General features: G+C 69.4%; 20 protein-coding genes and 1 pseudogene. 12 read left to right on the forward strand and 9 right to left on the reverse strand.

Annotation, left to right across the window (positions count from 1 at the left end; genetic code table 11):
* Positions 1-27: 27 nt before the first annotated feature.
* Together ACIBEI_RS10030 and xylA are read right to left on the reverse strand one after the other, a co-directional pair.
* On the reverse strand, positions 28-642 hold the full coding sequence (locus ACIBEI_RS10030) for a hypothetical protein (RefSeq protein ID WP_398886977.1): 615 nt from the start codon (positions 640-642) through the stop codon (positions 28-30).
* A 435-nt stretch (positions 643-1,077) separates the two neighbouring features.
* The gene (xylA, locus tag ACIBEI_RS10035; protein WP_055611788.1) at positions 1,078-2,244 is read right to left on the reverse strand and encodes a xylose isomerase; all 1,167 of its coding nucleotides are present in this window, start codon (positions 2,242-2,244) and stop codon (positions 1,078-1,080) included.
* 189 nt (positions 2,245-2,433) lie between these two features.
* On the opposite strand from xylA, the gene xylB reads away from it, so the two are divergent.
* From xylB to ACIBEI_RS10065, 6 genes are all read left to right on the forward strand, one after another.
* The gene (gene xylB / locus ACIBEI_RS10040) at positions 2,434-3,879 is read left to right on the forward strand and encodes a xylulokinase (protein WP_398886979.1); all 1,446 of its coding nucleotides are present in this window, start codon (positions 2,434-2,436) and stop codon (positions 3,877-3,879) included.
* Between the two features lie 162 nt (positions 3,880-4,041).
* Complete coding sequence (locus ACIBEI_RS10045) at positions 4,042-5,253, forward strand: ROK family protein (protein WP_398886981.1); 1,212 nt, start codon at positions 4,042-4,044, stop codon at positions 5,251-5,253.
* Between the two features lie 413 nt (positions 5,254-5,666).
* Positions 5,667-6,680: an acetamidase/formamidase family protein gene (locus ACIBEI_RS10050; protein ID WP_398886983.1), complete on the forward strand. Its 1,014-nt coding sequence runs from the start codon at positions 5,667-5,669 to the stop codon at positions 6,678-6,680.
* 121 nt (positions 6,681-6,801) lie between these two features.
* Entirely contained in the window at positions 6,802-7,413 is a 612-nt protein-coding gene (locus ACIBEI_RS10055) for an N-acetylmuramoyl-L-alanine amidase (protein ID WP_398886985.1), read from the forward strand.
* A gap of 162 nt (positions 7,414-7,575) precedes the next feature.
* Positions 7,576-8,880, forward strand: coding sequence for a GAF domain-containing protein (locus ACIBEI_RS10060; RefSeq protein WP_398886987.1), 1,305 nt, complete (start codon positions 7,576-7,578; stop codon positions 8,878-8,880).
* 335 nt (positions 8,881-9,215) lie between these two features.
* On the forward strand, positions 9,216-10,739 hold the full coding sequence (locus ACIBEI_RS10065; RefSeq protein ID WP_398886989.1) for an aldehyde dehydrogenase family protein: 1,524 nt from the start codon (positions 9,216-9,218) through the stop codon (positions 10,737-10,739).
* 457 nt (positions 10,740-11,196) lie between these two features.
* Here the strand turns inward: ACIBEI_RS10065 and ACIBEI_RS10070 are convergent, their stop codons facing one another.
* Positions 11,197-11,850 (reverse strand): TMEM175 family protein, encoded by a 654-nt coding sequence (locus tag ACIBEI_RS10070; protein ID WP_398886991.1) that lies wholly within the window; start codon positions 11,848-11,850, stop codon positions 11,197-11,199.
* Between the two features lie 358 nt (positions 11,851-12,208).
* Here ACIBEI_RS10070 and ACIBEI_RS10075 point away from each other — a divergent pair, with 358 nt between their 5' ends.
* The 4 genes from ACIBEI_RS10075 to ACIBEI_RS10090 all read left to right on the forward strand — a co-directional run bounded on the left by ACIBEI_RS10075 (position 12,209) and on the right by ACIBEI_RS10090 (position 17,861).
* Complete coding sequence (locus tag ACIBEI_RS10075; RefSeq protein ID WP_398886993.1) at positions 12,209-13,567, forward strand: lectin; 1,359 nt, start codon at positions 12,209-12,211, stop codon at positions 13,565-13,567.
* Between the two features lie 165 nt (positions 13,568-13,732).
* Positions 13,733-15,865 carry an RICIN domain-containing protein gene (locus tag ACIBEI_RS10080; protein WP_398887382.1) on the forward strand — a complete coding sequence of 711 codons (2,133 nt, stop codon included), beginning with the start codon at positions 13,733-13,735 and terminating at the stop codon, positions 15,863-15,865.
* An 81-nt stretch (positions 15,866-15,946) separates the two neighbouring features.
* Positions 15,947-17,062, forward strand: a complete 1,116-nt coding sequence (locus ACIBEI_RS10085; protein ID WP_398886995.1) for a glycoside hydrolase family 19 protein — start codon at positions 15,947-15,949, stop codon at positions 17,060-17,062.
* Between the two features lie 31 nt (positions 17,063-17,093).
* Positions 17,094-17,861 carry an NPP1 family protein gene (locus ACIBEI_RS10090; protein WP_398886997.1) on the forward strand — a complete coding sequence of 256 codons (768 nt, stop codon included), beginning with the start codon at positions 17,094-17,096 and terminating at the stop codon, positions 17,859-17,861.
* A 124-nt stretch (positions 17,862-17,985) separates the two neighbouring features.
* Here ACIBEI_RS10090 and ACIBEI_RS10095 read toward each other — a convergent pair whose 3' ends face one another.
* The 3 genes from ACIBEI_RS10095 to ACIBEI_RS10105 form a co-directional block, all read right to left on the reverse strand.
* A complete protein-coding gene (locus ACIBEI_RS10095) occupies positions 17,986-18,423 on the reverse strand; it encodes a VOC family protein (protein ID WP_398886998.1) in 438 nt (145 codons plus the stop codon).
* 105 nt (positions 18,424-18,528) lie between these two features.
* Complete coding sequence (locus ACIBEI_RS10100; RefSeq protein ID WP_398887000.1) at positions 18,529-19,281, reverse strand: SDR family oxidoreductase; 753 nt, start codon at positions 19,279-19,281, stop codon at positions 18,529-18,531.
* A 70-nt stretch (positions 19,282-19,351) separates the two neighbouring features.
* Positions 19,352-20,071 carry an SDR family oxidoreductase gene (locus ACIBEI_RS10105; RefSeq protein ID WP_398887002.1) on the reverse strand — a complete coding sequence of 240 codons (720 nt, stop codon included), beginning with the start codon at positions 20,069-20,071 and terminating at the stop codon, positions 19,352-19,354.
* Between the two features lie 300 nt (positions 20,072-20,371).
* Here ACIBEI_RS10105 and ACIBEI_RS10110 point away from each other — a divergent pair, with 300 nt between their 5' ends.
* Positions 20,372-21,397 (forward strand): alcohol dehydrogenase, encoded by a 1,026-nt coding sequence (locus ACIBEI_RS10110; protein WP_398887003.1) that lies wholly within the window; start codon positions 20,372-20,374, stop codon positions 21,395-21,397.
* Positions 21,398-21,455: 58 nt separating this feature from the next.
* Here ACIBEI_RS10110 and ACIBEI_RS10115 read toward each other — a convergent pair whose 3' ends face one another.
* The 3 genes and pseudogenes from ACIBEI_RS10115 to ACIBEI_RS10125 form a co-directional block, all read right to left on the reverse strand.
* A complete protein-coding gene (locus ACIBEI_RS10115; RefSeq protein ID WP_398887005.1) occupies positions 21,456-22,013 on the reverse strand; it encodes an MFS transporter in 558 nt (185 codons plus the stop codon).
* Positions 22,010-22,417 (reverse strand): annotated as a pseudogene (locus tag ACIBEI_RS10120) (MarR family winged helix-turn-helix transcriptional regulator); the annotation flags it as partial. The gene ACIBEI_RS10115 and the pseudogene ACIBEI_RS10120, both read right to left, overlap by 4 nt.
* Before the next feature lie 97 nt (positions 22,418-22,514).
* A complete protein-coding gene (locus ACIBEI_RS10125; RefSeq protein ID WP_398887007.1) occupies positions 22,515-23,288 on the reverse strand; it encodes a sugar isomerase domain-containing protein in 774 nt (257 codons plus the stop codon).
* Between the two features lie 280 nt (positions 23,289-23,568).
* Between ACIBEI_RS10125 and ACIBEI_RS10130 the strand changes: the two genes are divergently transcribed.
* The gene (locus ACIBEI_RS10130) at positions 23,569-24,453 is read left to right on the forward strand and encodes a MurR/RpiR family transcriptional regulator (protein WP_398887384.1); all 885 of its coding nucleotides are present in this window, start codon (positions 23,569-23,571) and stop codon (positions 24,451-24,453) included.
* Positions 24,454-24,477 lie beyond the last annotated feature (24 nt).

Below are 24,477 nucleotides of genomic sequence, written 5' to 3' on the forward strand. Positions count from 1 at the left end.
GTTTTCACGCCTCCACGCGCGTGTGCCTCACGACAGTGGCTTGGTGAGCTTGCGCTTTCCGGCACCCACGTCCGCGGCGAGACTGCAGGCGACCTTGTCTATGCCGAGCTTGTACCCCGTGGGGTCGGGATACTGCACCAGGGTGCCCCGCACGGTGCCGGCGGGCTGCTTGGCCGCCTTGGTGTCCAGGGTTTTCGCGCAGAGAGCCGATGCCGCCTTCTTGAGGGCGGCATCGGTCGTGTACGCGCCTTCCAGTTCGGCCACATTCACGACCTCGGCGTCGTGCGCCGCGCGGCACGAACGCTTCGCGGCCTGGCCCGGCTTGGTGTCGTCGATGTTGAAGCAGTCACCGGTTCGCAGCATGTAGTACGGCACGTCGTCGCCCGCGAGGGACGGGAGCAGCGAGTCCAGGTCGGTCGGCACACCGCTGGGCAGGCCGGACGGCACCTCGGTGGGCAGGGAGGGCAGTTCGCTGGGCAGCTCCGAAGGGATACTCAGCGAAGGAGTCGGCAGTCTCCCCGTAGGGGAATCGCTCTCCGACGGCGACTTCTTGTCGGACGAACCGTCACCGCTGGTGGCCACCAGGGCTACCGCGGAGCCGGCGCCGAGGGTCACGATCACGGCCAGCACGAGGAACAGCACGCGGCGGCGCCCTCCAGGACCGCCCGGCCGCCCGGGAGGCGGCGACGGTGGCGGTGGGGGCGGGGGCTGCCAGCCTCCTCCGCCGCCCTGCCACGGCGGACCGTTGCCTCCCGTTGGGGGGCCGTAGCCCGCTGGAGGAGGTCCGAAGCCTTCGGGTAGCGGGCCGAATCCACCGCCGCCCGGAGGAGGCGTGTTGTCCGGCGGCCGAGGGGGCTGGGGCGGTAAGGGCGGCGTGGCCATACCGTCAAGAGTCGCCTCGAACCGGTCACGACGCGACCCCTGCGCGGAACTTGATACGGACTCATGGCGTGGATCGCATGATTCCGGAGGATTCGGCGCAGGAGTTGCCGGGCCGTGCGCCGACTGATTACGACCGGTCGAAATCGGCCGTAACCAGTCGGGACCGAACGGGAGCCGAACAGAAGCCGTACGGGATCAGCCGCGGACGCCCAGCAGGTGGTCCATGGCCAGCTGGTCCAGGTGCTCGAACGCCATCCCGCGCGCGGCGGCCGTCTCGGCGTCGAAGTCCTCGAAGGCCGCGCGGTCCGCGAGCAGCGCCTGGAGACCGTCCGAGGCGGTGGGCTGCGCCAGTTCGTCCAGGCGCGAGGCACGCAGGGCCTCCTGGACCTCGGGGTCGGCCCGGAAGGCGGCCGTCCGGTCGCGCAGGATCAGATAGTTGCGCATACAGCCGGCGGCCGACGCCCACACGCCGTCGTAGTCCTCGGTCCGTGGCGGCTTGAAGTCGAAGTGCCTCGGACCCGCGTAACCGGCCGTCTCCAGGAGGTCGACGAGCCAGAACGCGGACCGCAGATCGCCCGCTCCGAAGCGCAGGTCCTGGTCGTACTTGATGCCGGACTGGCCGTTGAGGTCGATGTGGAAGAGCTTGCCCGCCCACAGGGCCTGGGCGATGCCGTGCGGGAAGTTCAGCCCGGCCATCTGCTCGTGGCCCACCTCCGGGTTGACGCCGTACATCTCGGGCCGCTCCAGGCGCTCGATGAACGCCAGGGCGTGACCGACCGTCGGCAGGAGGATGTCGCCGCGGGGCTCGTTCGGCTTCGGCTCGATCGCGAAGCGCAGGTCGTAGCCCTGGGAGGTCACGTACTCGCCGAGGAGGTCGAAGGCCTCCTTCATGCGGTCGAGGGCGACCCGTACGTCCTTTGCGGCGCCGGACTCGGCGCCCTCACGGCCGCCCCAGGCAACGTAGATCTGCGCGCCCAGCTCCACGGCCAGGTCGATGTTGCGGATCGTCTTGCGCAGGGCGTAGCGGCGCACGTCCCGGTCGTTGGCGGTGAAGGCACCGTCCTTGAAGACGGGGTGCGTGAAGAGGTTCGTGGTGGCCATCGGCACGGTCATACCGGTCGTGTCGAGAGCCTGCCGGAAACGCTTGATGTGCGACTCACGCTCGGTGTCCGAGGACCCGAAGGGGATCAGGTCGTCGTCGTGGAAGGTCACTCCGTAGGCGCCGAGCTCCGCCAGGCGCTGCACCGACTCGACCGGGTCCAGGGCGGCCCGAGTGGCGTCGCCGAACGGGTCCCTCCCCTGCCAGCCGACGGTCCACAAGCCGAAGGTGAACCTGTCCTCGGGGGTGGGCTGGTAGTTCATGCCGCGGCTCCTTGCTTGCTCCGACTATTTCGTCATGGCGCTTAACAAATTAGTATGCGGAGGCATCTCTGGGAAGAGACAAGATGTCCTCGAACGGGGACGAGGAGTGGAATGCGCGCCGCGTGGGCCCGGATCCACCCCGAAAACACCAGGTCAGATCCCGCGGAGCCGCGGAAGAGGGAGAGCCCGATGTCAGCAGCCGAGGGTCCGCTCGTCGTCGGCGTGGACACGTCCACGCAGTCCACCAAGGCCCTGGTCGTGGACGCGGCCACCGGCGAAGTCGTGGCGAGCGGCCAGGCGCCGCACACCGTCTCCTCCGGGGCGGGTCGCGAGAGCGATCCGCGGCAGTGGTGGGACGCGCTGTGCGAGGCGCTGCACCAGTGCGGGGACGCGGCACGCGAGGCCGCGGCGGTGTCGGTGGGGGGCCAGCAGCACGGGCTCGTCACTCTCGACGCCCAGGGCGACCCGGTGCGTCCGGCACTGCTGTGGAACGATGTGCGCTCGGCTCCGCAGGCCCGTCGGCTCGTGGAGGAGCTGGGCGGCCCGAAGGCCTGGGCCGAGCGCACCGGCAGTGTGCCGGGCCCCTCCTTCACGGTCACCAAGTGGGCGTGGCTCGCAGAGCACGAGCCCGACTCCGTGCGGGCGACCGCGGCCGTACGACTCCCCCATGACTACCTGACCGAGCGCCTCACGGGGCTGGGCACGACCGACCGCGGCGATGCCTCCGGTACGGGCTGGTGGGCGTCCGGTACGGAGGCGTACGACGAGGAGGTCCTCCGCCATGTCGGGCTCGACCCCGCTCTGCTGCCCCGGGTGGTCCGGCCCGGCGAGGTCGCCGGAACCGTACGTGACAGCGGCGACCTGCCCTTCTCCAGGGGCACGCTGGTCGCGCCCGGCACCGGGGACAACGCCGCCGCGGCGCTCGGGCTCGGGCTGCGCCCAGGCACCCCCGTGCTCAGCCTCGGCACGTCCGGCACCGTGTACGCGGTCTCCACGCGCCGCCCCGCCGACCCGACCGGCACCGTGGCCGGTTTCGCCGACGCGCGCGGCGACTGGCTGCCGCTGGCATGCACCCTCAACTGCACGCTCGCCGTGGACCGCGTCGCCGCTCTGCTGGGCATCGACCGGGAGGCCGTCGAGCCGGGCACGGGCGTGACGCTGCTCCCCTACCTGGACGGCGAGCGCACTCCCGACCTGCCGCACGCCTCGGGTCTGCTGCACGGGCTGCGGCACGACACGACACGCGGACAGCTGCTCCAGGCCGCGTACGACGGGGCGGTCCACTCGCTGCTCGGCGCTCTCGACCTGGTGCTCGACGAGGACGCGGACCGTTCGGCTCCGCTGCTGCTCATCGGCGGAGGCGCGCGGGGCACGGCCTGGCAGGAGACCGTACGACGGCTGTCGGGACGGCCCGTTCAGGTGCCCGAGGCCAAGGAGCTGGTGGCGCTCGGTGCAGCCGCACAGGCCGCCGGCGTGCTGACCGGCGAGGATCCGGCGGCCGTGGCCAGGCGCTGGGACACGGCCCGCGGGCCGGTGCTGGACGCCGTGGAGCGCGACGAGGCGGCGCTGGCGCGGATCGCCGGGGTACTCTCCGACGCGGCCCCGCTCCTGGAGCGGGAGGCCGATCAGCGCTGAATCCCGCGCCCGAGGTGGCGGGGGCCGATCAGCACCGGCGGCCCCCCTTCCGGAGGCGTCGCGCACACCGACAGATCGGCACGCACGGACAGAACAACCCTGAGGCGACCGGCCGGACGAGGACTGAACCCGGACGAGGACTGGACGAGGACTGACGGAGGCATGACCGCACCGCTGCACGAGGCCCATCCCAGTAGTCCCGGTCGTCGGCTGCCCGATACGCAACAGGGCATGCGGCGCCGCAACCTCTCGCGGGTGCTGCACACCGTGAACGCCGAGGGGCCGCTGTCCCGTGCCGCGGTCGCCTCACGCATCGGGCTCACTCGTGCGGCTGTCTCCACGCTCGTGGACGAGCTGATCCGCTCGGGGCTCCTCGATGAGCTGGGTCCAGAGCGGCCGGGGCGGGTGGGGCGGCCCGGCTCGGCTCTCGCCCTCAGCGGGCGCGGTCCGGCGGGGATCGGTGCGGAGGTGGGTGTCGATCATCTCGCCGTCTGCGCGGTCGATCTGCGCGGCGAGGTACGGGCCCGGGCGGTGCGGCACGGTGCCAACCGCGGCCGATCGCCCGAACCGGTGCTGCGGGAACTGACCCGGCTGATACGGCAGGTCGTCGCCGAGGCGGCCAAGGAGGGCCTGCGGCCCGCGGGACTCGCCGTCGCCGTGCCCGGCCTGGTGGCGCGCGACGCCCGGACCGTGGTGCGTGCCCCCAACCTCGACTGGCACGACACGGACCTCGGCGCCCTGCTCCCGGACGAGGTCCCGCTGACCGTCGACAACGAGGCGAACTTCGGCGGACTGGCCGAACTGTGGCTCAACGAGACCGCGCCACGCGACTTCGTGCACGTCTCCGCCGAGATCGGCATCGGCGGGGCGGTGGTCGTGGACGGGCGACTGCTGCGTGGGACGCAAGGATTCGCGGGCGAGTTGGGGCACATCCCGGTGCACCCCGAGGGGCCTTCGTGTGCGTGCGGCGGGCGCGGCTGCCTGGAGCAGTACGCCGGCGAGGAGGCCGTCATGCGCGCGGCCGGCCTGGAACCGGGCGAGGACCGTGTCGGCCTGCTGGCCGAGCGTGCGGCGCAGGCCGACGAGAACGTGCGCCGAGCATTGCGTGACGCCGGGACCGCGCTGGGCATCGCGCTGACCGGAGCCGTCAATCTGCTCGACCCCGAGGCCGTCGTACTGGGCGGGGCGCTGTCCGGGCTCGCGCCGTGGCTGCTGCCGTCGCTGGAGCGGGAGTTGGCCCGCAGGACTACCGGTCCCACCTGCGCGGTGTCCGCCTCCCGGCTCGGCCCCGAGGGGCCGCTGCTGGGTGCCGCGCACTCGGTCGTGCGGGCCGTCATGGATGATCCGGCGGCGGTGGGGGGCGGCGGGGCGTAGGGCACACGCCGAGGATGCCCCCTGGACGCCTGCACGGCTCGGGCTCGGGCAGGACGTCCTGGACGGCTCGGGCTCGGGCTCGAATGGTTCTCGGCCTCGTCTTCAGCCCGCCACAGCGCACTCTTCGCTACGTCCCGGCTCCTCAATCCCCCTTACGGGTGGCGGAGTTGTCCACAGTCGCAGCGTTGTCCACGGACCTGAGAGCGTTCTTCCTCCTCAACCGGCGAGAGCCGTACCGTGATTCACGCGAGACGCCGCCGTCGGACGGACCGGACGGAGGCGTGTCCGGGTTGACGGTGCCGGTGTCGTACGTGGATTCGGTAGCCGCTGCCTGGATGATGGCCGCAGTGGTGGTGCTCGTGGTGCCGCTGCGACGTCGTCCGCCATTCTTCGGCAGAACGGAGCTGTGCACCATGAGCGACCCGCGAATCCTGACCGTGCGTCCCGAACCCGGCGAGTACGCCTGGACGTTCGGCGGTGCGCCGCCCGTGGCGCGCATCGCGCCGGGCACGGTCCTGGACCTCTATACGGAGGACTGCTTCGCCGGGCGAGTGCGGTCGGAGAAGGACCTCGTGTCCGAGGTGTGTGAGTTCCCGTTCCTCAATCCGCAGACGGGGCCGTTCCATGTGGAGGGTGCGGAGCCGGGCGACACGGTCGCCGTGCACTTCGTGTCGATCGAACCAGCGCGGGACTGGGCCGCGTCGACGACGGTCCCGCTGTTCGGGGCGCTCACGTCCACGCACACCACGGCCACGCTGCAGCCGCCCCTGCCGGAGACCGTGTGGATCTGGCAGCTCGACCGGGCGCGCCGCACCGCGCTGTTCAGCGCTCGCGACAGCGACATCCAGATCGAGCTGCCCATGGACCCGATGCACGGCACCGTCGGTGTGGCACCCGCCAACCTCGAGGTGCGCTCCGCTCTCGTGCCGGACGCGCACGGCGGGAACATGGACACGCCCGAGATGCGGGCCGGTGTCACCTGCTATCTCGGAGTGAACGTCGAAGGGGCGCTGCTCAGCCTCGGTGACGGGCACGCGCGGCAGGGTGAGGGCGAGACCTGTGGGGTCGCCGTCGAGTGTGCGATGAACACCGTGGTGATCGTCGAGTTGCTCAAGGGGGTCGCCACCCCGTGGCCCCGCATCGAGTCCGACACCCACATCATCTCGACCGGGTCGGCGCGCCCCCTGGAGGACGCGTTCCGCATATCGCAGCTCGACCTGGTGCAGTGGCTGGTGCGGGACTACGGGTTCAGCGAGCTGGACGCCTACCAGTTCGCGACCCAGACCGTCGAGTCGCCGCTGGCCAATGTCTGCGACACCAACTACACGTGTGTCGCCAAGCTCCGCAAGGAATGGCTGCCCGACCGGGAGACCCACCGGGGCCTGCACGCCCGGCTGCGCGAAACCGCCGCCGCGCTGGGACATTGATTCGCCCCGCCTCCGCACTGAGGCGTTGAGTCGTCCTGCCTCCGCACCGGGACATTGAGCCGCCCCGCCCCCGCACCGCTCTCCCCCAACCCCACTTCCGTTCTCACAGTGAGGCACTCTCATGGACCGAGCCAAGTTCCTGCCCACGTCCCTTCCCAGCCGCCGGCGCCTGCTGCAGAGTGCGGCACTCGCCACGCTCTCCACGGCGTTACTGCCCACCACCCGGGCAGGCGCGAAGCCCCAGGGGATCGACTACCCGCCGTCCGAATGGTCGCCGGCGAGCGCGTCCAACTACACGGTCGCCAACCGCCCGACGAGCCATCCGGTCGACTTCGTGATCATCCACGTGACGCAGGCGACCTACTCGGACACCCTGGCCATCTTCCAGAACCCGAAGAAGAAGGTGTCCGCGCATTACGTCGTCCGGTCGGCCGACGGTCATGTCGCACAGATGGTGCGCGAGCGCGACATCGCCTGGCACGCGGGCAACTGGGACTACAACACCCGCAGCATCGGCATCGAGCACGAGGGCTGGGTGGACAAGCCCGCGTACTTCACCAACGCGATGTACGAGGAGTCGGCGAAACTCACCGCGGCGATCTGTACCAAGTACCGGATCCCCAAGGACCGTTCGCGCATCCTCGCGCACTACGAGGTGCCGGGCAGCGACCACACCGATCCCGGCCCGCACTGGGACTGGACGCGCTATATGAGACTGGTCAACTTCGCCTGACCAGCGGTCCGTCGAAAGAAACCCGAAAGAAACCCGAAGGAAAGCCGAAACAGAGCCGAAGGGGGGTCGAAAAAGGGGAGCATCGGTAGCCACCACGGCTTGTGGTGGGGGCGGGACTCGGTGTGGCCGCAGCACTTGTCCGCATCCGCGGCCGGAGTGACGATGTCCCCAGCCGCACAGCCTTCCGGGGAGGCCGAGTTGACCGATCCATGGGTGGCCCTGGAACCGGGTGCCGATCCCGTCGAGCGGGTGCGCGTCCTGCGCCGCGCCCACGAGACGTTCACGGAGGCGGGCACGGTCCCGCGACCGGTCCGGTCCGTGGTGGCCGATTCGTGGCGGCGTTCGGCACGGGCCGGGGTGGGTCCGGACGGCTCTGCATGTGTGGAACTCACCGACGGGGACCTCGGGTCGTATCGGGCGGAGCACCCACTGGCACGGGTGATGCCACTGTTCCGTGAACTCATGGGGACGTTCGCTGCGGACGGCGAACACCTCCTCGCGGTGTGCGACGCGCAGGGCAGGCTGCTGTGGGTCGAGGGCCATCCCGGGACACGGCAGAAGGCGGACGGCATGAACTTCGTGCCGGGCGCGCGGTGGGCGGAGTCGGCGGTGGGCACGAACGCTCCGGGTACGGCGGTCGCGCTCGACCGGCCGGTACAGGTGTTCGCGGCGGAGCACTTCATCCGGAGCGTCCAGCCGTGGACGTGCGCGGCGGCTCCGGTTCACGATCCGCGTACCGGACGGCTGCTCGGAGCGGTGGACATCACCGGCGGGGACGGGCTGGCGCATCCGCACAGTCTGGGTTTCGTGCAGGCCGTGGCCCGTGCCGCGGAGTCCCAGCTGGCGCTGCTCACCCCGGCTCCGGCCATGACCGACGTGCTCGAACTGACCGCTCTGGGCCGGGACGAGGCGCTGCTCGTCGCGGGCGGCAGCAAGGTGCGCCTGAGCCGCAGGCACAGCGAGATCCTGGTGCTGCTGTCCCGGCACCCCGAGGGACTGACCGGCGACGAGTTGCTGTGCGCGCTGTACGAGGACGAGTCGGTGACGCCGGTGACATTGCGCGCGGAGCTGGCCCGCCTGCGCCGCCTCCTCGGGGCGGGGGCGCTGGGTTCGCGGCCGTATCGGCTCACCGTTCCGGTCGAGTCCGACGTCGAGGTGGTGGAGCGCAAGCTCGGCGTCGGCGCGGTCATGGCGGCGGTGGCGGCGTATACCGGGCCCTTGCTGCCCGGTTCGCAGGCTCCGGCGGTGGTGCGGTTGCGCCGCCGGCTCGCCGACGGGTTGCGCGCGGCGCTCGTCTCCGGCCGCGACCCGGATCTGCTGGCGGACTGGGCGCACGCACCGTGGGGCGAGGACGACCTCGACGCGTGGCGGGCACTGGCGGCGATACGGCCGACGCCTCCGGTACGGGCACGCCTGGAGGAGCTGGAGGCCGAGCAGTCCGCGGGCCGAGGCCGTTCTCCGCGCTGAGGGCCACCACCCTCACAACCACGAGGCGTGCTCACACCGTCGGCAACAGCAAGGCAGCCCTCGCCTAGCCCCACCCTCATTTCCGTACACCCACGCCCCACGCCCACGCCCCACGCCCACGCCCTATTCCCTATGCCCTATGCCGACGCCAGCCCCCAGCCCCCAGCCCCCAGCAAGCCTGAGCCCACCAGCGCCGCCCACGAGCCTCAGCCCACAGCCCACGCCCCGGCATCGCAGCCAGGTCGTCGGCGCAACGTACCTGCAACCTCCGCGCGCCTACCCTCGCGCCGAGAGCCGTCCAACGGCGGGCGGTCCTTCCACGGGAGGCAGAGCACATGACCCGTTACGCGGCGCCCGGCACCGAGGGCGCGATCGTCTCCTACCAGGCGCGGTACGACCACTTCATAGGCGGCGAGTACGTACCGCCGGCCCGCGGGCAGTACTTCGAGAACCCGAGTCCGGTGAACGGGCAGCCGTTCACCGAGATCGCGCGGGGTACGGCGGAGGACGTGGACCGCGCGCTCGACGCGGCGCACGCGGCCGCGCCCGCCTGGGGCCGTACGTCGGTGACCGCACGCGCCGACATACTCCTCAAGGTCGCCGACCGGATGGAGGCGAATCTGGAGAAGCTCGCGGTCGCGGAGAGCTGGGAGAACGGCAAGCCAGTCCGCGAGACGCTGGCCGCCGACATCCCGCTCGCCATCGACCACTTCCGCTACTTCGCGGGGGCGATCCGCGCCCAGGAGGGCTCGCTCGGCGAGGTCGACGACGACACGGTGGCGTACCACTTCCACGAGCCTCTGGGCGTCGTGGCGCAGATCATCCCGTGGAACTTCCCGATCCTGATGGCGGTGTGGAAGCTGGCCCCGGCGCTCGCCGCGGGCAACGCGGTCGTCATCAAGCCCGCGGAGCAGACCCCGGCATCGATCCACTACTGGATGAGCCTGGTCTCAGATCTGCTGCCGCCGGGCGTCGTGAACATCGTCAACGGCTTCGGGGTCGAGGCGGGCAAGCCCCTGGCGTCCAGCCCGCGCGTGGCGAAGGTCGCCTTCACCGGCGAGACCACGACGGGGCGGCTGATCATGCAGTACGCCTCCGAGAACATCAAACCGGTCACGCTCGAGCTCGGCGGCAAGTCGCCGAACATCTTCTTCGACGACGTGTGGGCGCGGGACGACGACTTCCGGGACAAGGCGCTCGAAGGCTTCACGATGTTCGCACTGAACCAGGGCGAGGTGTGTACGTGCCCGTCCCGGGCGCTCGTCCAGCAGGGCCACTACAGCGAGTTCCTCGACGCTGCGGTCGCCCGTACCGAGCAGATCAAGCCCGGCCATCCGCTCGACACCGAGACGATGATCGGTGCCCAGGCCTCCAACGACCAGCTGGAGAAGATCCTTTCCTACCTGGACATCGGCCAGCAGGAAGGGGCCAAGGTCCTGACGGGCGGTCACCGTATCGAGTACGACGGTGAGCTGGCGGGCGGCTACTACGTCCAGCCGACGATCTTCCAGGGCGACAACCGGATGCGGATCTTCCAGGAGGAGATCTTCGGCCCGGTCGTGTCGGTCACGTCGTTCGCGGACTTCGACGACGCCATCAAGATCGCCAACGACACGCTGTACGGGCTCGGGGCCGGTGTGTGGACGCGGGACATCAACACGGCGTACCGCGCGGGCCGTTCGATCCAGGCGGGCCGGGTGTGGACCAACTGCTACCACGCGTACCCGGCGCACGCGGCGTTCGGCGGCTACAAGCAGTCCGGCATCGGCCGCGAGAACCACAAGATGATGCTGGAGCACTACCAGCAGACGAAGAACCTACTGGTGTCATACTCGGCGAAGAAGCTGGGCTTCTTCTAAGCATGGGAGAAGGGCGCCTGACCGGGCCAAGTGCCTGCCAGGCGCCCTTCGCGGCGCCGGAGTCAAGCGTTTACTGCTTGATCAACGGGTCGGCATGGTTTCGGCGCTTCGGCCAGAAACTTGGCGTACCAGCAAACCTCAGGGGGCCTCGGGGCCGGCAACATCACCCCGCGCTCCCGCACAGCGGTCGCATCGTCCCCGCCGCCCACGCGGGCGCCTTCACTCTGATCGCCAACCGCACGGTGATCGGGGACTGAGAGCAGTCCGACCGGGGACGGTCCGAGCAGGGCGGTGAAGTCCGGTGCGGTTCGGCAGCGCCCCAGGGGCGCGGGGAACCGCGCGACCCGCCACGACGGCGCCGCAGACGATCGGCAGCACATCACCGCACAGCAGAGCATCACACAGCAAAGCACCGCACAGCGAAGCACCGCACATCACAGCGCTTCCCGCAAAGCGCTCAGCGGACTTCGCCTGCCGGCACCTCGGTGGTGTCGGTCGAGCGGCGGAACAGCAGCCGGGCCGGGATCGCCAGTAGCCACCAGTACTTGGCCAGGGACGGCGAGAAGAAGGCCACCGGGACCGAGGTCGCGAAGACCAGGATCAGCAGAACGCTGCGGCGGACCGCCTCCTTCAGCGCCGTGGGAGACGCGTCCGTCGCCGTCAGGGCGGGCTTTGCGAGCAGGCGCAGGTACATCGCGCACAGCAGAGTGCTGGCCAAGGTGATCGACGCCCCGTAGAAGGCAGTGGCCGTGGTCGTCTCGCCGTATTCGCTGAGCAGCCGGGTCGGGAAGGGCAGCGCTGCCACGACCGCCAGGAGCGCGAAGTAGGAGTGGAGCAGCCAGCGGTCAAGTGCCCCGATCAGCCGGAACAGGGCGTGCTGGGCCAGCCACATCGTGCCGATGACGGCGAAGCTGAGCAGATAGGCGCCGATGGCCGGCAGCGCCTCCCGGACGGCGTGGGCGACTTCGGAGTCGGGCAGGCCCTCCGGAATGGTGATCTCAAGGGCGAGCAGTGTCATCGCGATCGAGAACACGGCGTCACCGAGCAGCAGTAGTCGTTCGGGGCCTACGGAGACTTCACGGCGGAGATGGCCGGAAGAGCGGTTGTTCATGTCTGCGCCACCACGGGAATCGTTGACGAGCAGGGGACGGCAGTAGAGCCGAGAAGGCAAGAAGTAGCACGTGGGGCTGTGCGACTGGGGTAGCTCAGGTGGCTGTTCCGTGCGCACTCAGGGTCACTGGGTTGCGGGAGCGCCAACGCGGGACGAACGGCGGGCATGCGCACTACCGCGGGCGAACGAAGCCTGGCCGGAAGCTGCAACTCGCTTCCTTCACAGCTTACTTCATGTCTTGACGAAAGCGGTCCAGACCTTTAGGTTCACGCCTCAGCATCGCACCGTGTGACACATCCAGCGTTCACAAGGTGAACGGTGCCCCGGTTGCTCACCCCCACGAAGGGCCCCTGCGCGCATGCCCAGATATCTCTCCACAGTTGTTTCCCTCGCCGCTCTCTCCCTCGCCACAGGCCTGCTCACCGCGTCCCCCGCGCAGGCGGCCACCGGCACCATCACCGGCCTCGCCGGGAAGTGCCTGGACGTCGCCGGGGCGAACTCCGCCGACGGCACGGCCGTCCAGCTCTACGACTGCAACGGCACCGCCGCCCAGCAGTGGACGGTCGGCAGCGACGGCACCGTCCGCGCCCTCGGCAAGTGCCTCGACGTCACGGGCGGTTCGACGGCCGACGGCGCCACGGTGCAGCTCTGGAGCTGTACCGGCGCCGCCAATCAGAAGTGGACCACCACCGCCGCGCGCGACATCGTGAACTCGCAGGCGAACAAGTGCCTCGACGTCACCGGCAACAACTCCGCCAACGGCACCCGCATACAGATCTGGAGCTGCGGCGGCGGCGCCAACCAGAAGTGGACCGCGCCCGCCCCCGGCGACGGCGGCACCCCCTCCACGCCAATGGCCGTAGCCCCGTACCTCTACAACGGCTGGGGCAGCCCGCCGAACCCCACCACGGTCACCAACGCCACCGGCGTCAAGTACTTCACCCTCGCCTTCGTGCTCAGCAACGGCTACTGCAACCCCCAGTGGGACGGCGGCCGGGCGCTGACCGGCGGCGTCGACCAGCAGACGATCAACACCGTGCGGGCGAACGGCGGCGACGTCGTCCCGTCCTTCGGCGGCTGGAGCGGCAACAAGCTGGAGAGTTCCTGCTCCACCGCGAGCGAACTCGCCGCCGCGTACCAGAGGGTCATCAGCGCGTACGGACTCAAGGCCATCGACATCGACCTCGAAGCCGACGCCTACAACAGCCCGACCGTGCAGCAGCGGACCGTGGACGCTCTGAAGACCGTGAAGGCCAACAACGCAGGCCTGAAGGTCTACGTCACCATCGGCACCGGTCAGAGCGGGCCCGACACCAGCCTGATCAACCGGGCCGCCACCTCCGGTCTGACCGTGGACGCCTGGACGATCATGCCGTTCAACTTCGGCGGCGCCGGCCAGAACATGGGCAACCTCAGTACGCGGGCCGCCGAAGGCCTCAAGAACGCGCTGAGGAACGCCTACGGCTACAGCGACGATCAGGCCTACCGCCTCATGGGCATCTCGTCGATGAACGGCATCACCGACCAGAACGAGACCGTCACGGTGAACGACTTCCGGACGATGCTCGCCTACGCCCAGCAACACCACCTGGCCCGGCTGACCTTCTGGTCCGTGAACCGCGACCGTCCGTGCACCGGCGGCCCCGCCGACAGCTGCTCCGGTGTGAGCCAGTCCAACTGGGACTACACCCGGGTCTTCGCCGCGTACACCGGCTGATCCAGCTCGACCCCCACCACCCCCACCACCCCCACCACCCCCACCACCCCCACCATTCGCCGAACTCTTCGGCAAGGAGAATCCGTGTTCACCCACTTGCCCGCCGCGCTCAAGCGCCGCCGCAGATCCACTGCCGCCGCGCTGGTCACCGCGGCCGTCGCTTCCCTGCTCACCTCCGCACCCACGCCCGCGAGTGCGGCGGCGAGCGCGGCCGCCGCGCTGCCCACCGGCTTCGCCACGGTCATGAACGCCGCGAGCGGCAGATGTCTGGACGCCAGGTCCGCCGCCACCGCCAACGGCACCGTCGTTCAGCAGTACGCGTGCAACAGCTCGACGGCCCAGCAGTGGAGCTTCACCGCCACCAGCGACGGCTACGTCCGTATCAACAACGGCAACAACACCGGCCAGGTCGTGGACGTCGCCGAAACGTCCACGGCCGACAACGCGCCCGTCCATCTGTGGGCCTACGGCGGCGGCACCAACCAGCAGTGGCTGCCGGTCGACGAGGGCGGCGGCGCCTATCACTTCGTGAACCGGAACAGCGGCAAGTGCCTGGACGACCCCGGCGCCTCGACCGCGGACAGCGTGCAGTTCGTGCAGTACACCTGCAACGGCAGCGCCGCCCAGCGCTTCCAGGTGGTCCCCGTGACCCAGTCCGGCGCGAATCCGGATCTCGGCCCGAACGTCGTCGTCTTCGACCCGTCGATGTCGTCGTCGACGATCCAGACCAGGGTGAACTCGATCTTCCAGCAGCAGGAGACGAACCAGTTCGGCTCCCAGCGCTACGCCGTCCTGTTCAAGCCGGGCTCCTACAACGCCGACGTCAACGTCGGCTTCTACACCCAGGTCGCGGGTCTGGGGCTGACCCCGGACGCGGTCACGATCAACGGCGCGGTGCATGCCGAGGCCGACTGGTTCCAGGGCAACGCGACCCAGAACTTCTGGCGCGGCGCCGAGAACCTGTCCGTCAACCCGACCGGCGGGACCGACCGTTGGGCGGTCTCGCAGGCGGCTTCGTACCGCCGGATGCACCTGCGCGGCAACGTCGCGCTCGACGACAACGGCTGGTCCAGCGGCGGTCTGCTCGCCGACACCAAGATCGACGGGCAGGTCAACTCCGGCAGCCAGCAGCAGTGGCTGACCCGCAACTCCCAGCTCGGCAGCTGGACCGGCTCCAACTGGAACATGGTCTTCGTCGGCAGCCAGGGCGTCCCGGCCACCAGCTTCCCCAGCCCGCCGTACACCACGGTCGCGCAGACCCCGGTCAGCCGGGAGAAGCCGTCCCTGTACGTCGACGGCAACGGCGCCTACCAGGTGTTCGTGCCGTCGACGCGGTCCAACTCCACCGGCACCAGCTGGGCGAACGGGACTCCGGCAGGCAGCTCGCTGTCCCTTGACACCTTCTACATCGTGAAGCCGGGCGCGACCGCGGCGGACATCAACGCGGCACTGGCTGCGGGCAAGAACCTCCTGGTCACCCCGGGCGTCTACCACCTCAACCAGACGCTCCAGGTGAACCGCGCCAACACCGTCGTCCTCGGTCTGGGCCTCGCCACGTTCATCCCGGACAACGGCGTCACCGCGATGAAGGTGGCCGACGTCGACGGCGTGAAGGTCGCCGGCGTCCTCTTCGACGCGGGCACCACCAACTCGCCCACCCTGATGGAGGTCGGCCCGACGGGCTCGTCCGCCTCTCACGCGGCCAACCCGACGTCCCTGCACGACGTGTACTTCCGCGTCGGCGGTGCCGCCGTCGGCAAGGCGACCACCAGCCTCGTCGTCAACAGCGACAACGTCATCGGCGACCACACCTGGATCTGGCGCGGCGACCACGGCACCGGCATCGGCTGGAACACCAACACCGGGGACACGGGCCTGATCGTCAACGGTGACAACGTCACCATGTACGGCCTGTTCGTCGAGCACTACCAGAAGTACCAGACCATCTGGAACGGCAACGGCGGGCGGACGTACTTCTACCAGAACGAGATGCCGTACGACCCACCGAACCAGGCGGCCTGGATGAACGGCTCCACGCAGGGCTACGCCGCCTACAAGGTCGCCGACTCCGTCACCAGCCACCAGGTGTACGGCTTCGGCAGCTACTGCTACTTCAACGTGAACCCGGGCGTGGCCGCCGAGCGGGCCATCGAGACGCCGAACAACTCCAATGTGCGCTTCACCAGCATGGTGACCGTCTCGCTCGGCGGAGTAGGCACGATCCGGCACGTCGTCAACGGCACCGGAGGTCCGTCCAACTCCACGACCAATGTGGCCAATCTGACCAGCTACCCCTAGGCACTCCAGCTCCGCCGACGGCCGTCCCCGCGCTCAGGGGACGGCCGTTCCACCCCCTACACCCAAGGAGCGTCCTCAACCATGCGCAGACCCCGTTTCCTCGGCCGCTTCGCGGTCCTCACCGCGCTGTCCGCGGTCCTCACCACCCTGCTCACCGTGTCGCCGGCCCAGGCCGCCAGCGGCTCGATCACCGGGCTCGCCGGCAAGTGCGTCGACGTCGCGGGCGCGAGCAGCGCCAACGGCACCGCCGTACAGCTCTACGACTGCAACGGATCGGGCGCCCAGATCTGGTCCAACCCGGGTGACGGCACACTGCGCGCGCTCGGCAAGTGTCTGGACATAGTCGACCGCAGCACCGCGGACGGCGCGACGGTCCAGCTGTGGGACTGCTCCGGCGGTACCAACCAGCAGTGGGTGGTCAACGGCGCGAGGGACATCGTCAACCCGGCCGCGAACAAGTGCCTGGACGTCACAGGCAACAACAGCGCCAACGGCACCCGGCTGCAGATCTGGACCTGCTCGGGCGGCGCGAACCAGAAGTGGAACGCGCCCGCGAGCGGTGGCGGCGGCACCCCGTCCGGATTCGTCGTCACCGAGGGCCAGTTCAACCAGATGTTCCCGGGCCGGAACCCGTTCTACACGTACAGCGGTCTGACCGCCGCGTTGAGCGCCTACCCGGGCTTCGCGAACACCGGCAGCGACACCGTGAAGAAGCAGGAGGCCGCTGCCTTCCTCGCCAACGTCAACCACGAGACCGGCGGTCTCGTCCACATCGTCGAGCAGAACACCGCCAACTACCCCCACTACTGCGACTGGGGCCAGTCGTACGGATGCCCGGCCGGGCAGGCCGCCTACTACGGGCGCGGCCCCATCCAGCTGTCGTGGAACTTCAACTACAAGGCAGCCGGTGACGCGCTCGGCCTGGACCTGCTCAACAACCCCTGGCTGGTGCAGAACGACGCCTCTGTCGCCTGGAAGACCGGCCTCTGGTACTGGAACACCCAGAACGGCCCCGGCACCATGACCCCGCACAACGCCATGGTCAACCAGGCCGGCTTCGGCCAGACGATCCGCTCCATCAACGGCTCGCTGGAGTGCGACGGCAAGAACCCGGCGCAGGTGCAGAGCCGCGTGGACGCCTACAACCGCTTCACCTCGATCCTCGGCGTCTCGCCGGGCGGCAACCTCTACTGCTGACAACGGCCGCTCAGCTCAACCAGGAGTCCCCATGCGCAAGTTGAGATCCCTCACCAACGCCCTTCTCGGCACATTCGGCGCGATGACGCTCGTCGTCGCGATCCCGGCGACCGCCCACGCGAACGTCCTGACCCTGCTTCCGCAGAACGCGAACGGCCTGGAGCAGACCTACTCCCCCGCCTACGACTACGACAGTGACGGTTGCTACGCCACCGCCGCGATCGGCGCCGACGGCACCATCAACCCCGGCCTGAAGCTCGGCGGCGACGTCAACGGCAAGTGCCACGACCCCGCCCAGTTGAACAACGCCAACACCTACTCGCGTGAGAAGTGCAACAACGGCTGGTGCGCGGTCATGTACGCCAGCTACTTCGAGAAGGACCAGGTGACCCTCGGCCCGGCGGCCATCGGTCACACCCACGACTGGGAACACGTCATCGTGTGGATCAACAACAACGAGGTCAAGTACGTGTCGGTGTCCCAGCACAGCGGCTATCAGACGCTCGCACGGTCGGAGATCCGCTTCGACGGCACCCACCCGAAGATCGTGTATCACAAGGACGGAATCGGGAGCCACTGCTTCCGCTTCGCCAACGGCAACGACGAGCCGGCGGAGAACGCCACGGGCAACTGGTTCTACCCGCGGCTCGTCGGCTGGGAGGGCTACCCGGCCGGCTACCGCTCCAGGCTCAGCAGCGCCGACTTCGGCTCGGCCACCTTCAAGATCGACGACGGCGACTTCCAGTGGGCTCTCGACTACACGAGCCCGGCTGGAATCCCCTTCGACCCGTACGCCTGACACCCGGCCCTCCGGGGCGGCCCCGGTCCGTCGAAAAGCCCCCGCAGGCTCTGGCCTGCGGGGGCTCCCCTTTTCCGCGGTTCGACGCGTCCCGGTGTCCGGCTGTCGGTGGGCGGTCCTGGCGTCACCGGCCCGGGAGTCGCTCGGTGATCTCCTGCACGGTCCAGTCGTTGCCGTCCGGGTCGATGAACGAGGCGAACGATCCATAGCTCTGCCGCTCAGGACTGGGGCCGGGGAGACGGTCCTTCCGGTCCGCGTGGTGGAACACGCCACCCGCGTCGTGAAAGACCTCACTCACCGCAACGCCGTTCCGGGCCAGCTCCGCCTGAGCCGCCTCGATGTCCGAGACCACGAGGTGCAGGCCCTCGGCGGACCCGGGCTCGGCCGAGCTGACTCCATCGCCGAAGATCACCGAGCAGGCAGAACCGGGAGGTGTCAGTTGCACCACCCGAAAGCCGTCCTCGGCGACGACATCGGCGTCCAGCCGCCACCCCAATGCGGTGTAGAAACTCTTCGACCGGTCGACGTCCGCGACCGGGATCACCACTACTTCGAGTTTCATGTCCACGGTGATGCCCTTCTTTTCCGAAACGCGCTGCAAATGGAACCAGGGCGGCGGCCATGTCGACCCTCGGAATACCCCTGCGAGGTACAGCGGCGATCCAGCTCATCCTTTGGGCAACAGCTGCTGACCGCCGTCGATGTCGTACGTCGCGCCCGTCAATGCCTCGTTGCACATGATGTGTACGGCCAGAGCGGCGACATCCTTGGGGCCGACCACCCGTCGGATGGGGAGCGAGGAGCGGAGCTCTTCACGCCGTGCCTCGATCCGATCGCCCAGGAGTGACGCCGACAAAGGCGTGTCGACGAATCCCGCAGCGATGAGGTTCACCCGGATCGGCGCCAGTTCGAGCGCCAGGTTCGCGGTGAGGGCGGGAAGTGCCGCGGTGAGCGCCGAGGTGACGGACATGCCGATGCCTGGACGGCGACCGCCCGTGCCGCCGATGAACAACAGCGTTCCCAGGTCCCGTACTTTGCCCCGGCTGTACTTGGCTGTGCCGAGGGTCATGGCGAGGCGTTCGCCGAAGTGCCGACCGGTCTCCGCGAGGTCCAGGTCGGCCAGGGGCGCGTACAACGGGCCGCCGGCCGTCGATATGACGTGGTCGACCGGGTAGGGCAAGTCATCGAAGAACTGCTGGAGTCGGTCCGTGTCAGCGGCGTCGAGGGTCGCGGTGCTCCGCGGCCCGACTTCCGCAGCCGCTCGCTCCAGTCGCTGCGGATCCCGTGCGACCATGACCACTTGGCCGCCTGAGGCGCGGACTCGACGCGCGGTCTCGAGTCCCATTCCCGAGCTCGCACCGATCACGACGACGGTCTGGTCGGCCAGGTCCTGGTGTTGGTTCGGCTCGCTTCCGCTCATCAGTGCCTCCGATGATCCGACGGCGGCAACGAGACGACGGTACGGGAGAGTTCCGCCTCCCTCCGGTACGTCACAACGGCGATTGCCCACCGTGCAGTTGTGGGTACAGGACGTCCGGTCCCCCGGGCAGAGCGGCCTGGACCTGCTTGCTGACCTCGTCGGCGAGCACCTCGTGGCGTCCGGCCTCCACGCCGGCGAGCGTTACCCGGGCGACCTCGCCGGGATCGGCTTTCGGACCACTCACCTTCGCGGCCATGTCGGTCGCCAGATAGCTGACATGCAGTGCGGTGACCTGCGTGCCCTGTTCCGCGAGGGCGACGCGCAGGGCGTTGGTCACCGACCATTCGGCGGACTTGGCCGCGGCGTATCCGGCGCTGACCGGGATCGACACCCATGACAGCACGGAGAGAACGTTGACCAGCGCGCCGCCGCCATTGCGCCCGAGTACGGGGGCGAAGGCTCTGCTCATGGCCAGCGTGCCGACCACATGCGTTTCGAACTCCGTCCGGAACGAGTCGAGTTCGGATGTGAGGATGTGGGCACGGGTGGTGGATCCGGCGTTGTTGATGAGGAGCGTCACGTCCTGTGCCCGGTCACTGGCTGCCCGCACCGACTCGTGGTCCGTGATGTCGACGGCCACCGGGACGGCTCCCGGCACCGTGACCTTCGCGGGGTCGCGGGCGCCCGCATAGACCTTGGCTGCTCCGGCCTCGAAAAGGGCTCGTACGAACTGCTCGCCCAGCCCTCGGTTGGCGCCCGTGACGAATGCGACGGACCCGTCGATCTTCATGCGAAACCTCTCCTGCAAGGGATTGGACGCCTTTCGCGCAAGGCATTTGAAGGGCGGCATTTGAAAGGCTGCGGACCGCCCGGTCGCGATGCTCCACCGCAACGTTTCCGGCCTTTCCGAACGTACCTCGCAGGGCTGTCCACCACCACCCGGCATCTGTTGCCCGGGCGACAAGGCAGTGGTGGGATGGATGTGCTCTCGTGCCGACCGAGGGAGAAGCCGATTGCCGGGGGCGTTCAATCCCGTGACACAGACTGCGGTCGATCCGCGGGTCGGCCGCTCCGAAGTACGGAGAAAGGTATGACCACCTATCGAGCCGCGCAGGTCATCGCCCCGAACGGAAGCTTCGAGATCGTCGAGCGCGAGGTGCCACGGCCAGGTCCCAGGCATGTACGGCTGGCCGTCGAAGCATGCGGGATCTGCCACAGCGACGATGTGTTCGTGAGCGGCGGTATGCCCGGAGTGCGTTTCCCACTGGTTCCGGGGCATGAGATCGCCGGGCGTATCGAAGAACTCGGTGAAGAAGCCCGGAGCAACATCTGGAACGTGGGTGACCGCGTGACAGTGGGGTGGTTCGGGGGCAGTTGCGGACACTGCATCCCTTGCAGGCAGGGCGACTTCATGGTCTGCGACAACCTCAAGATTCCTGGCTGGGCATACGACGGGGGCTACGCGGAAAGCATGATCGCGCCGATTGATTCCCTGGCGCGCATACCCGACGCCCTTTCGGCGACCGACGCGGGCCCCATGGCCTGCGCGGGAGTCACGACGTACAACGGGCTTCGGCGCAGTTGCGCCCGTCCCGGGGACCTGGTGGCGGTGCTGGGCATGGGCGGGCTCGGGCACCTGGGTGTGCAGTACGCAGTGGCCATGGGTTTCGAAACCGTGGCCATCGCCCGTGGTTCCGAGAAGGCGGACACCGCCAAGAACCTCGGGGCCCATCACTACGTCGACAGCACGGGGCCGACCCCGGTCGCGGAAGCCCTGCAGGCCCTGGGAGGCGCGAAGGCCGTACTGGCCACCGCCGGCAGCTCCGAGGCCATCGCGGCAACTGTCGAGGGCCTGAGGCACCGTGGTGAACTCGTGGTCATAGGAGTGTCGCCGGACACCCTCGGTATCAGCCCGCTTCAGCTCATCCTGCGGGGCCGGACCCTTCGAGGACACCCGGCCGGTACCGCTCAGGACGTGCAGGACACCATGGCGTTCAGTGCCCTGCACGGCGTCCGTCCCATCGTCGAGACGATGCCCCTGAGTGAGACCGACGCGGCCTACCGGAAGATGCTCTCCGGCTCCGCCCGCTTCCGCATGGTGCTGACCACCGCCTGACGTGCGCCTGTGCGGATGCGGATCCACGGCGACGACCAGCCCGCGGACCTGGCCGACCTCAGGCGGCCTTGAGCAGTTCGGACAGCTGAGTCGTGTCGATCAGGTGGGCGCGGGAGGGGAACACCTTGTCCACCAGGATCCGGTGGACTTCGGGACCGGAGTCGGCGAGGCCGTCGGTCAGGACGTAGACGCGGTAGTCGCGGTCGGCGACGTCGATGAGGGTGGACAGGACGACACCGCTGGTGCTGATGCCGATCAGGACCCGAGCCACGGTCAGGGTCGCGAGGTTCTGGCCGAGGCCGCCGACCACCCCGCCGAGCAGGACCAGCACGATGCCGGAGAGGGAGATCCGGCGCGGTCCGAGAACCTCGGCGAGCTTGCCCGCGGTGGGCTGGGCGACGGCGCTGGCCAGGTAGAGAGAGGAGACGAGGACGGCGGTGCTGCCGATCGAGACGTTCAGGTCGGCGGCGATGGGGACCATGGCGGTCGCGATGATGGAGCTGTTGATCGGGTTGAGGGCGGAGCCCACGTACAGCGGTGTGGTGAACGGCCACGCGAAGGACTCACGCCCGGCCTCGCCCGCCGCAGCGCCGCCCCGAGTGGCGGCGGTCCTCATATCGCGCCGCCACCGAGGTCGGCGTCGGCGAGCCGCTCCAGCAGCTCGATCGCCTTCTCCACGTCCTCCCGTTCGTCCGGAGCGACGACCTGGTCGATGGCGCGCGCCAGGAAGGAGGAGCGGCCGTTCAGGAGCTTGTCGATCAGCTCGGTCGCCGACGGGTCGGCGCTCATCAGCTTCTTGCGGCCGTCCTCGGGGTCGGGCTCGCCGTGGACCAGCCCGGCGGCCTTGAGCACCGCGAGGCTCTGCGCGATGGCCTGCGCGCTGACGTGCTCCAGCGCGGCGAGCCGGGCCGCCGTGACGGGACCCTTCCGAACGACGCTCACCAGGACGCCGAGCTGCGTGGCGGTCAGGCCGACCGCGTGCTGTCCCGACTCCGAGCGCAGGCGGGCGCGCAGCCGCTTCCCGCGACGTCGCGACGTCCAGCAGGCCTTCCATCAGGGCTTGGTCAGGCACCGGTCACGAGGTGGAACTGACGCTCCCCCGGCGGAGCGCGACCTCTCAGCTCGCCGTCCGCCTAATTCGCCCCGCGTACCGCCGCTCAAAGTCGAGGTTCCCCTCGAACCCCCCGGGCACGTTGGCCGAGACGTACACCGGCGGTCGCACCCCCGCCGCAAGCAGCAGCGAGGCCGCTTCGGCGACGGCCATCTGGACGAGCATCACGCCGGTCAGCGTGGACAGGGCGCAGACGGAACCGCCGCCGGGGAGTTCGAGGAGGGCGTCCCCCCGTGGCGCGGCGTTGTCCAGGACGACGTCGGCGATGTCGGCGAGCTTCCGGCCGCTGGGGTGGGAGGCGGGGACGGCCCGGGTGTGGCTCAGCGAGGTGATGGCCAGGACGCGGTGACCGCGCTCCTTGGCCCGCAGAGCCATCTCCACGATCACGCTGTTGACGCCCGAGTTGGAGATGATCACGAACAGGTCCTCGGGCCGGGGCTCGGCGAGGTCGTAGATCCGCTTGGCGACACCGGGCTTGCGCTCCAGGAGCGGGTCGTCGAGGACGCTCGGGTCGTCGCCGCCGTACAGCACGAGGTCGGCGATGCTCAGCCGGTTGGTGGGCACGAGCCCCCCGGCGCGTCCGGCGAGTTCCAGGACGAGGGCCTGGGAGTGCCCGGTGCCGAACGCCTGGACGACGCCGTCGGTCCGCACGCAGTGAGCGATCAGCTCGGCGGCGCGCCGCACTTCACCCTCGGCGGACTCGGCGGACGCGGCGATGCGGTTCAGGGCATCCAGGCCCTCACGCGCAAACCCGCTGGCGTTCACAGAGTCGACGGACACGCGGTACTCCCCACCGGTGGATGAAACCACCATCCCTTTCGAGCTTACTTGAATGAATAAACCATAGGTCACGAGCGGCGGGCAACGCCCCCTCCACCGGCGCCGTCACCGCACCCCGGACCGGACCCGGGCCAGAGGCGCATTCGGTCCTGAGATTCAATCTGCGAGATGATGGGTGGCTGATACATTCTCAGCTGCACTACAGGCACCACTGAGCTGCACAGCAGGCATCACCGAGGAGATCGGGTACCCCATGGAACGGACCGGCGCCGGCAACGGAATGCCCCCGACGGACGTCACCTCACTGATCCGCACCGAGCTGCCGCGGCTGGCCGGCTCACTCCGGAAGGTGGGCGAGCTGATCCTGGCGGATCCCGCGGCGGTCACCCACTCCTCCGCCGCCGAACTGGGGCGCCGCACGGGCACGTCACAGGCCACGGTGACCCGGTTCTGCCGTGCCATCGGCCTCGACTCCTACCAGCATCTGCTGATCGAGCTGGCCCAGGAACGCGGTCGCGGCGAGGTGTCCGACTGGGGCAGCGCGGAGATCGGCCCCGAGATCTCCCCGGACGACGATCTCGAACGCGTCGTCGCCGTCGTCGGCAGCGCCGACCTGCGCGCGGTCCAGCAGACGATCGACCGGATGGACCTGGACGCGCTGGAGCGCGCGGCCCAGGCCGTTGCCCGTGCCCGCCGCATCGACGTCTACGGCGTCGGCGGCAGCGGCGCGGTCGCCCAGGAGACCGAGACCCGGCTGTTCCGCATCGGCTGCGCGGTGCGGGGCTGGAGCGAGGTCCACGGAGCGGCCACCTCCGCCGCGCTGCTCACCCCGGCGGACGTAGCCATCGGCATCTCGCACTCCGGGGCGACCCGCGAGACCATCGAGCCCTTCGAGCTCGCCAAGGAGCGCGGCGCCACCACCGTGGCACTCACCTCCGACCCGCGCTCACCGCTGGCCCGGGCCGCCGACATCCGGCTGATCTCCGCAACCTCTGAGACCAGCTTCCGCACCGGAAGCATCGGCGGCCGACACTCCGTACTCGTCCTCATCGACTGCCTGTACGTCCGGGTCGCCCAGCTCTCCTACCAGCGCGCGAGCGCCTCACTGGCACTGACCGACCACATCACCCCGCAGCACACGGTGAAGAGCCGCCGGACCCGATGACTCCGACCACCGATGACCACCGAT

The sequence above is a fragment of the Streptomyces sp. NPDC050988 genome, assembly GCF_044456225.1.
Taxonomy (GTDB): domain Bacteria; phylum Actinomycetota; class Actinomycetes; order Streptomycetales; family Streptomycetaceae; genus Streptomyces.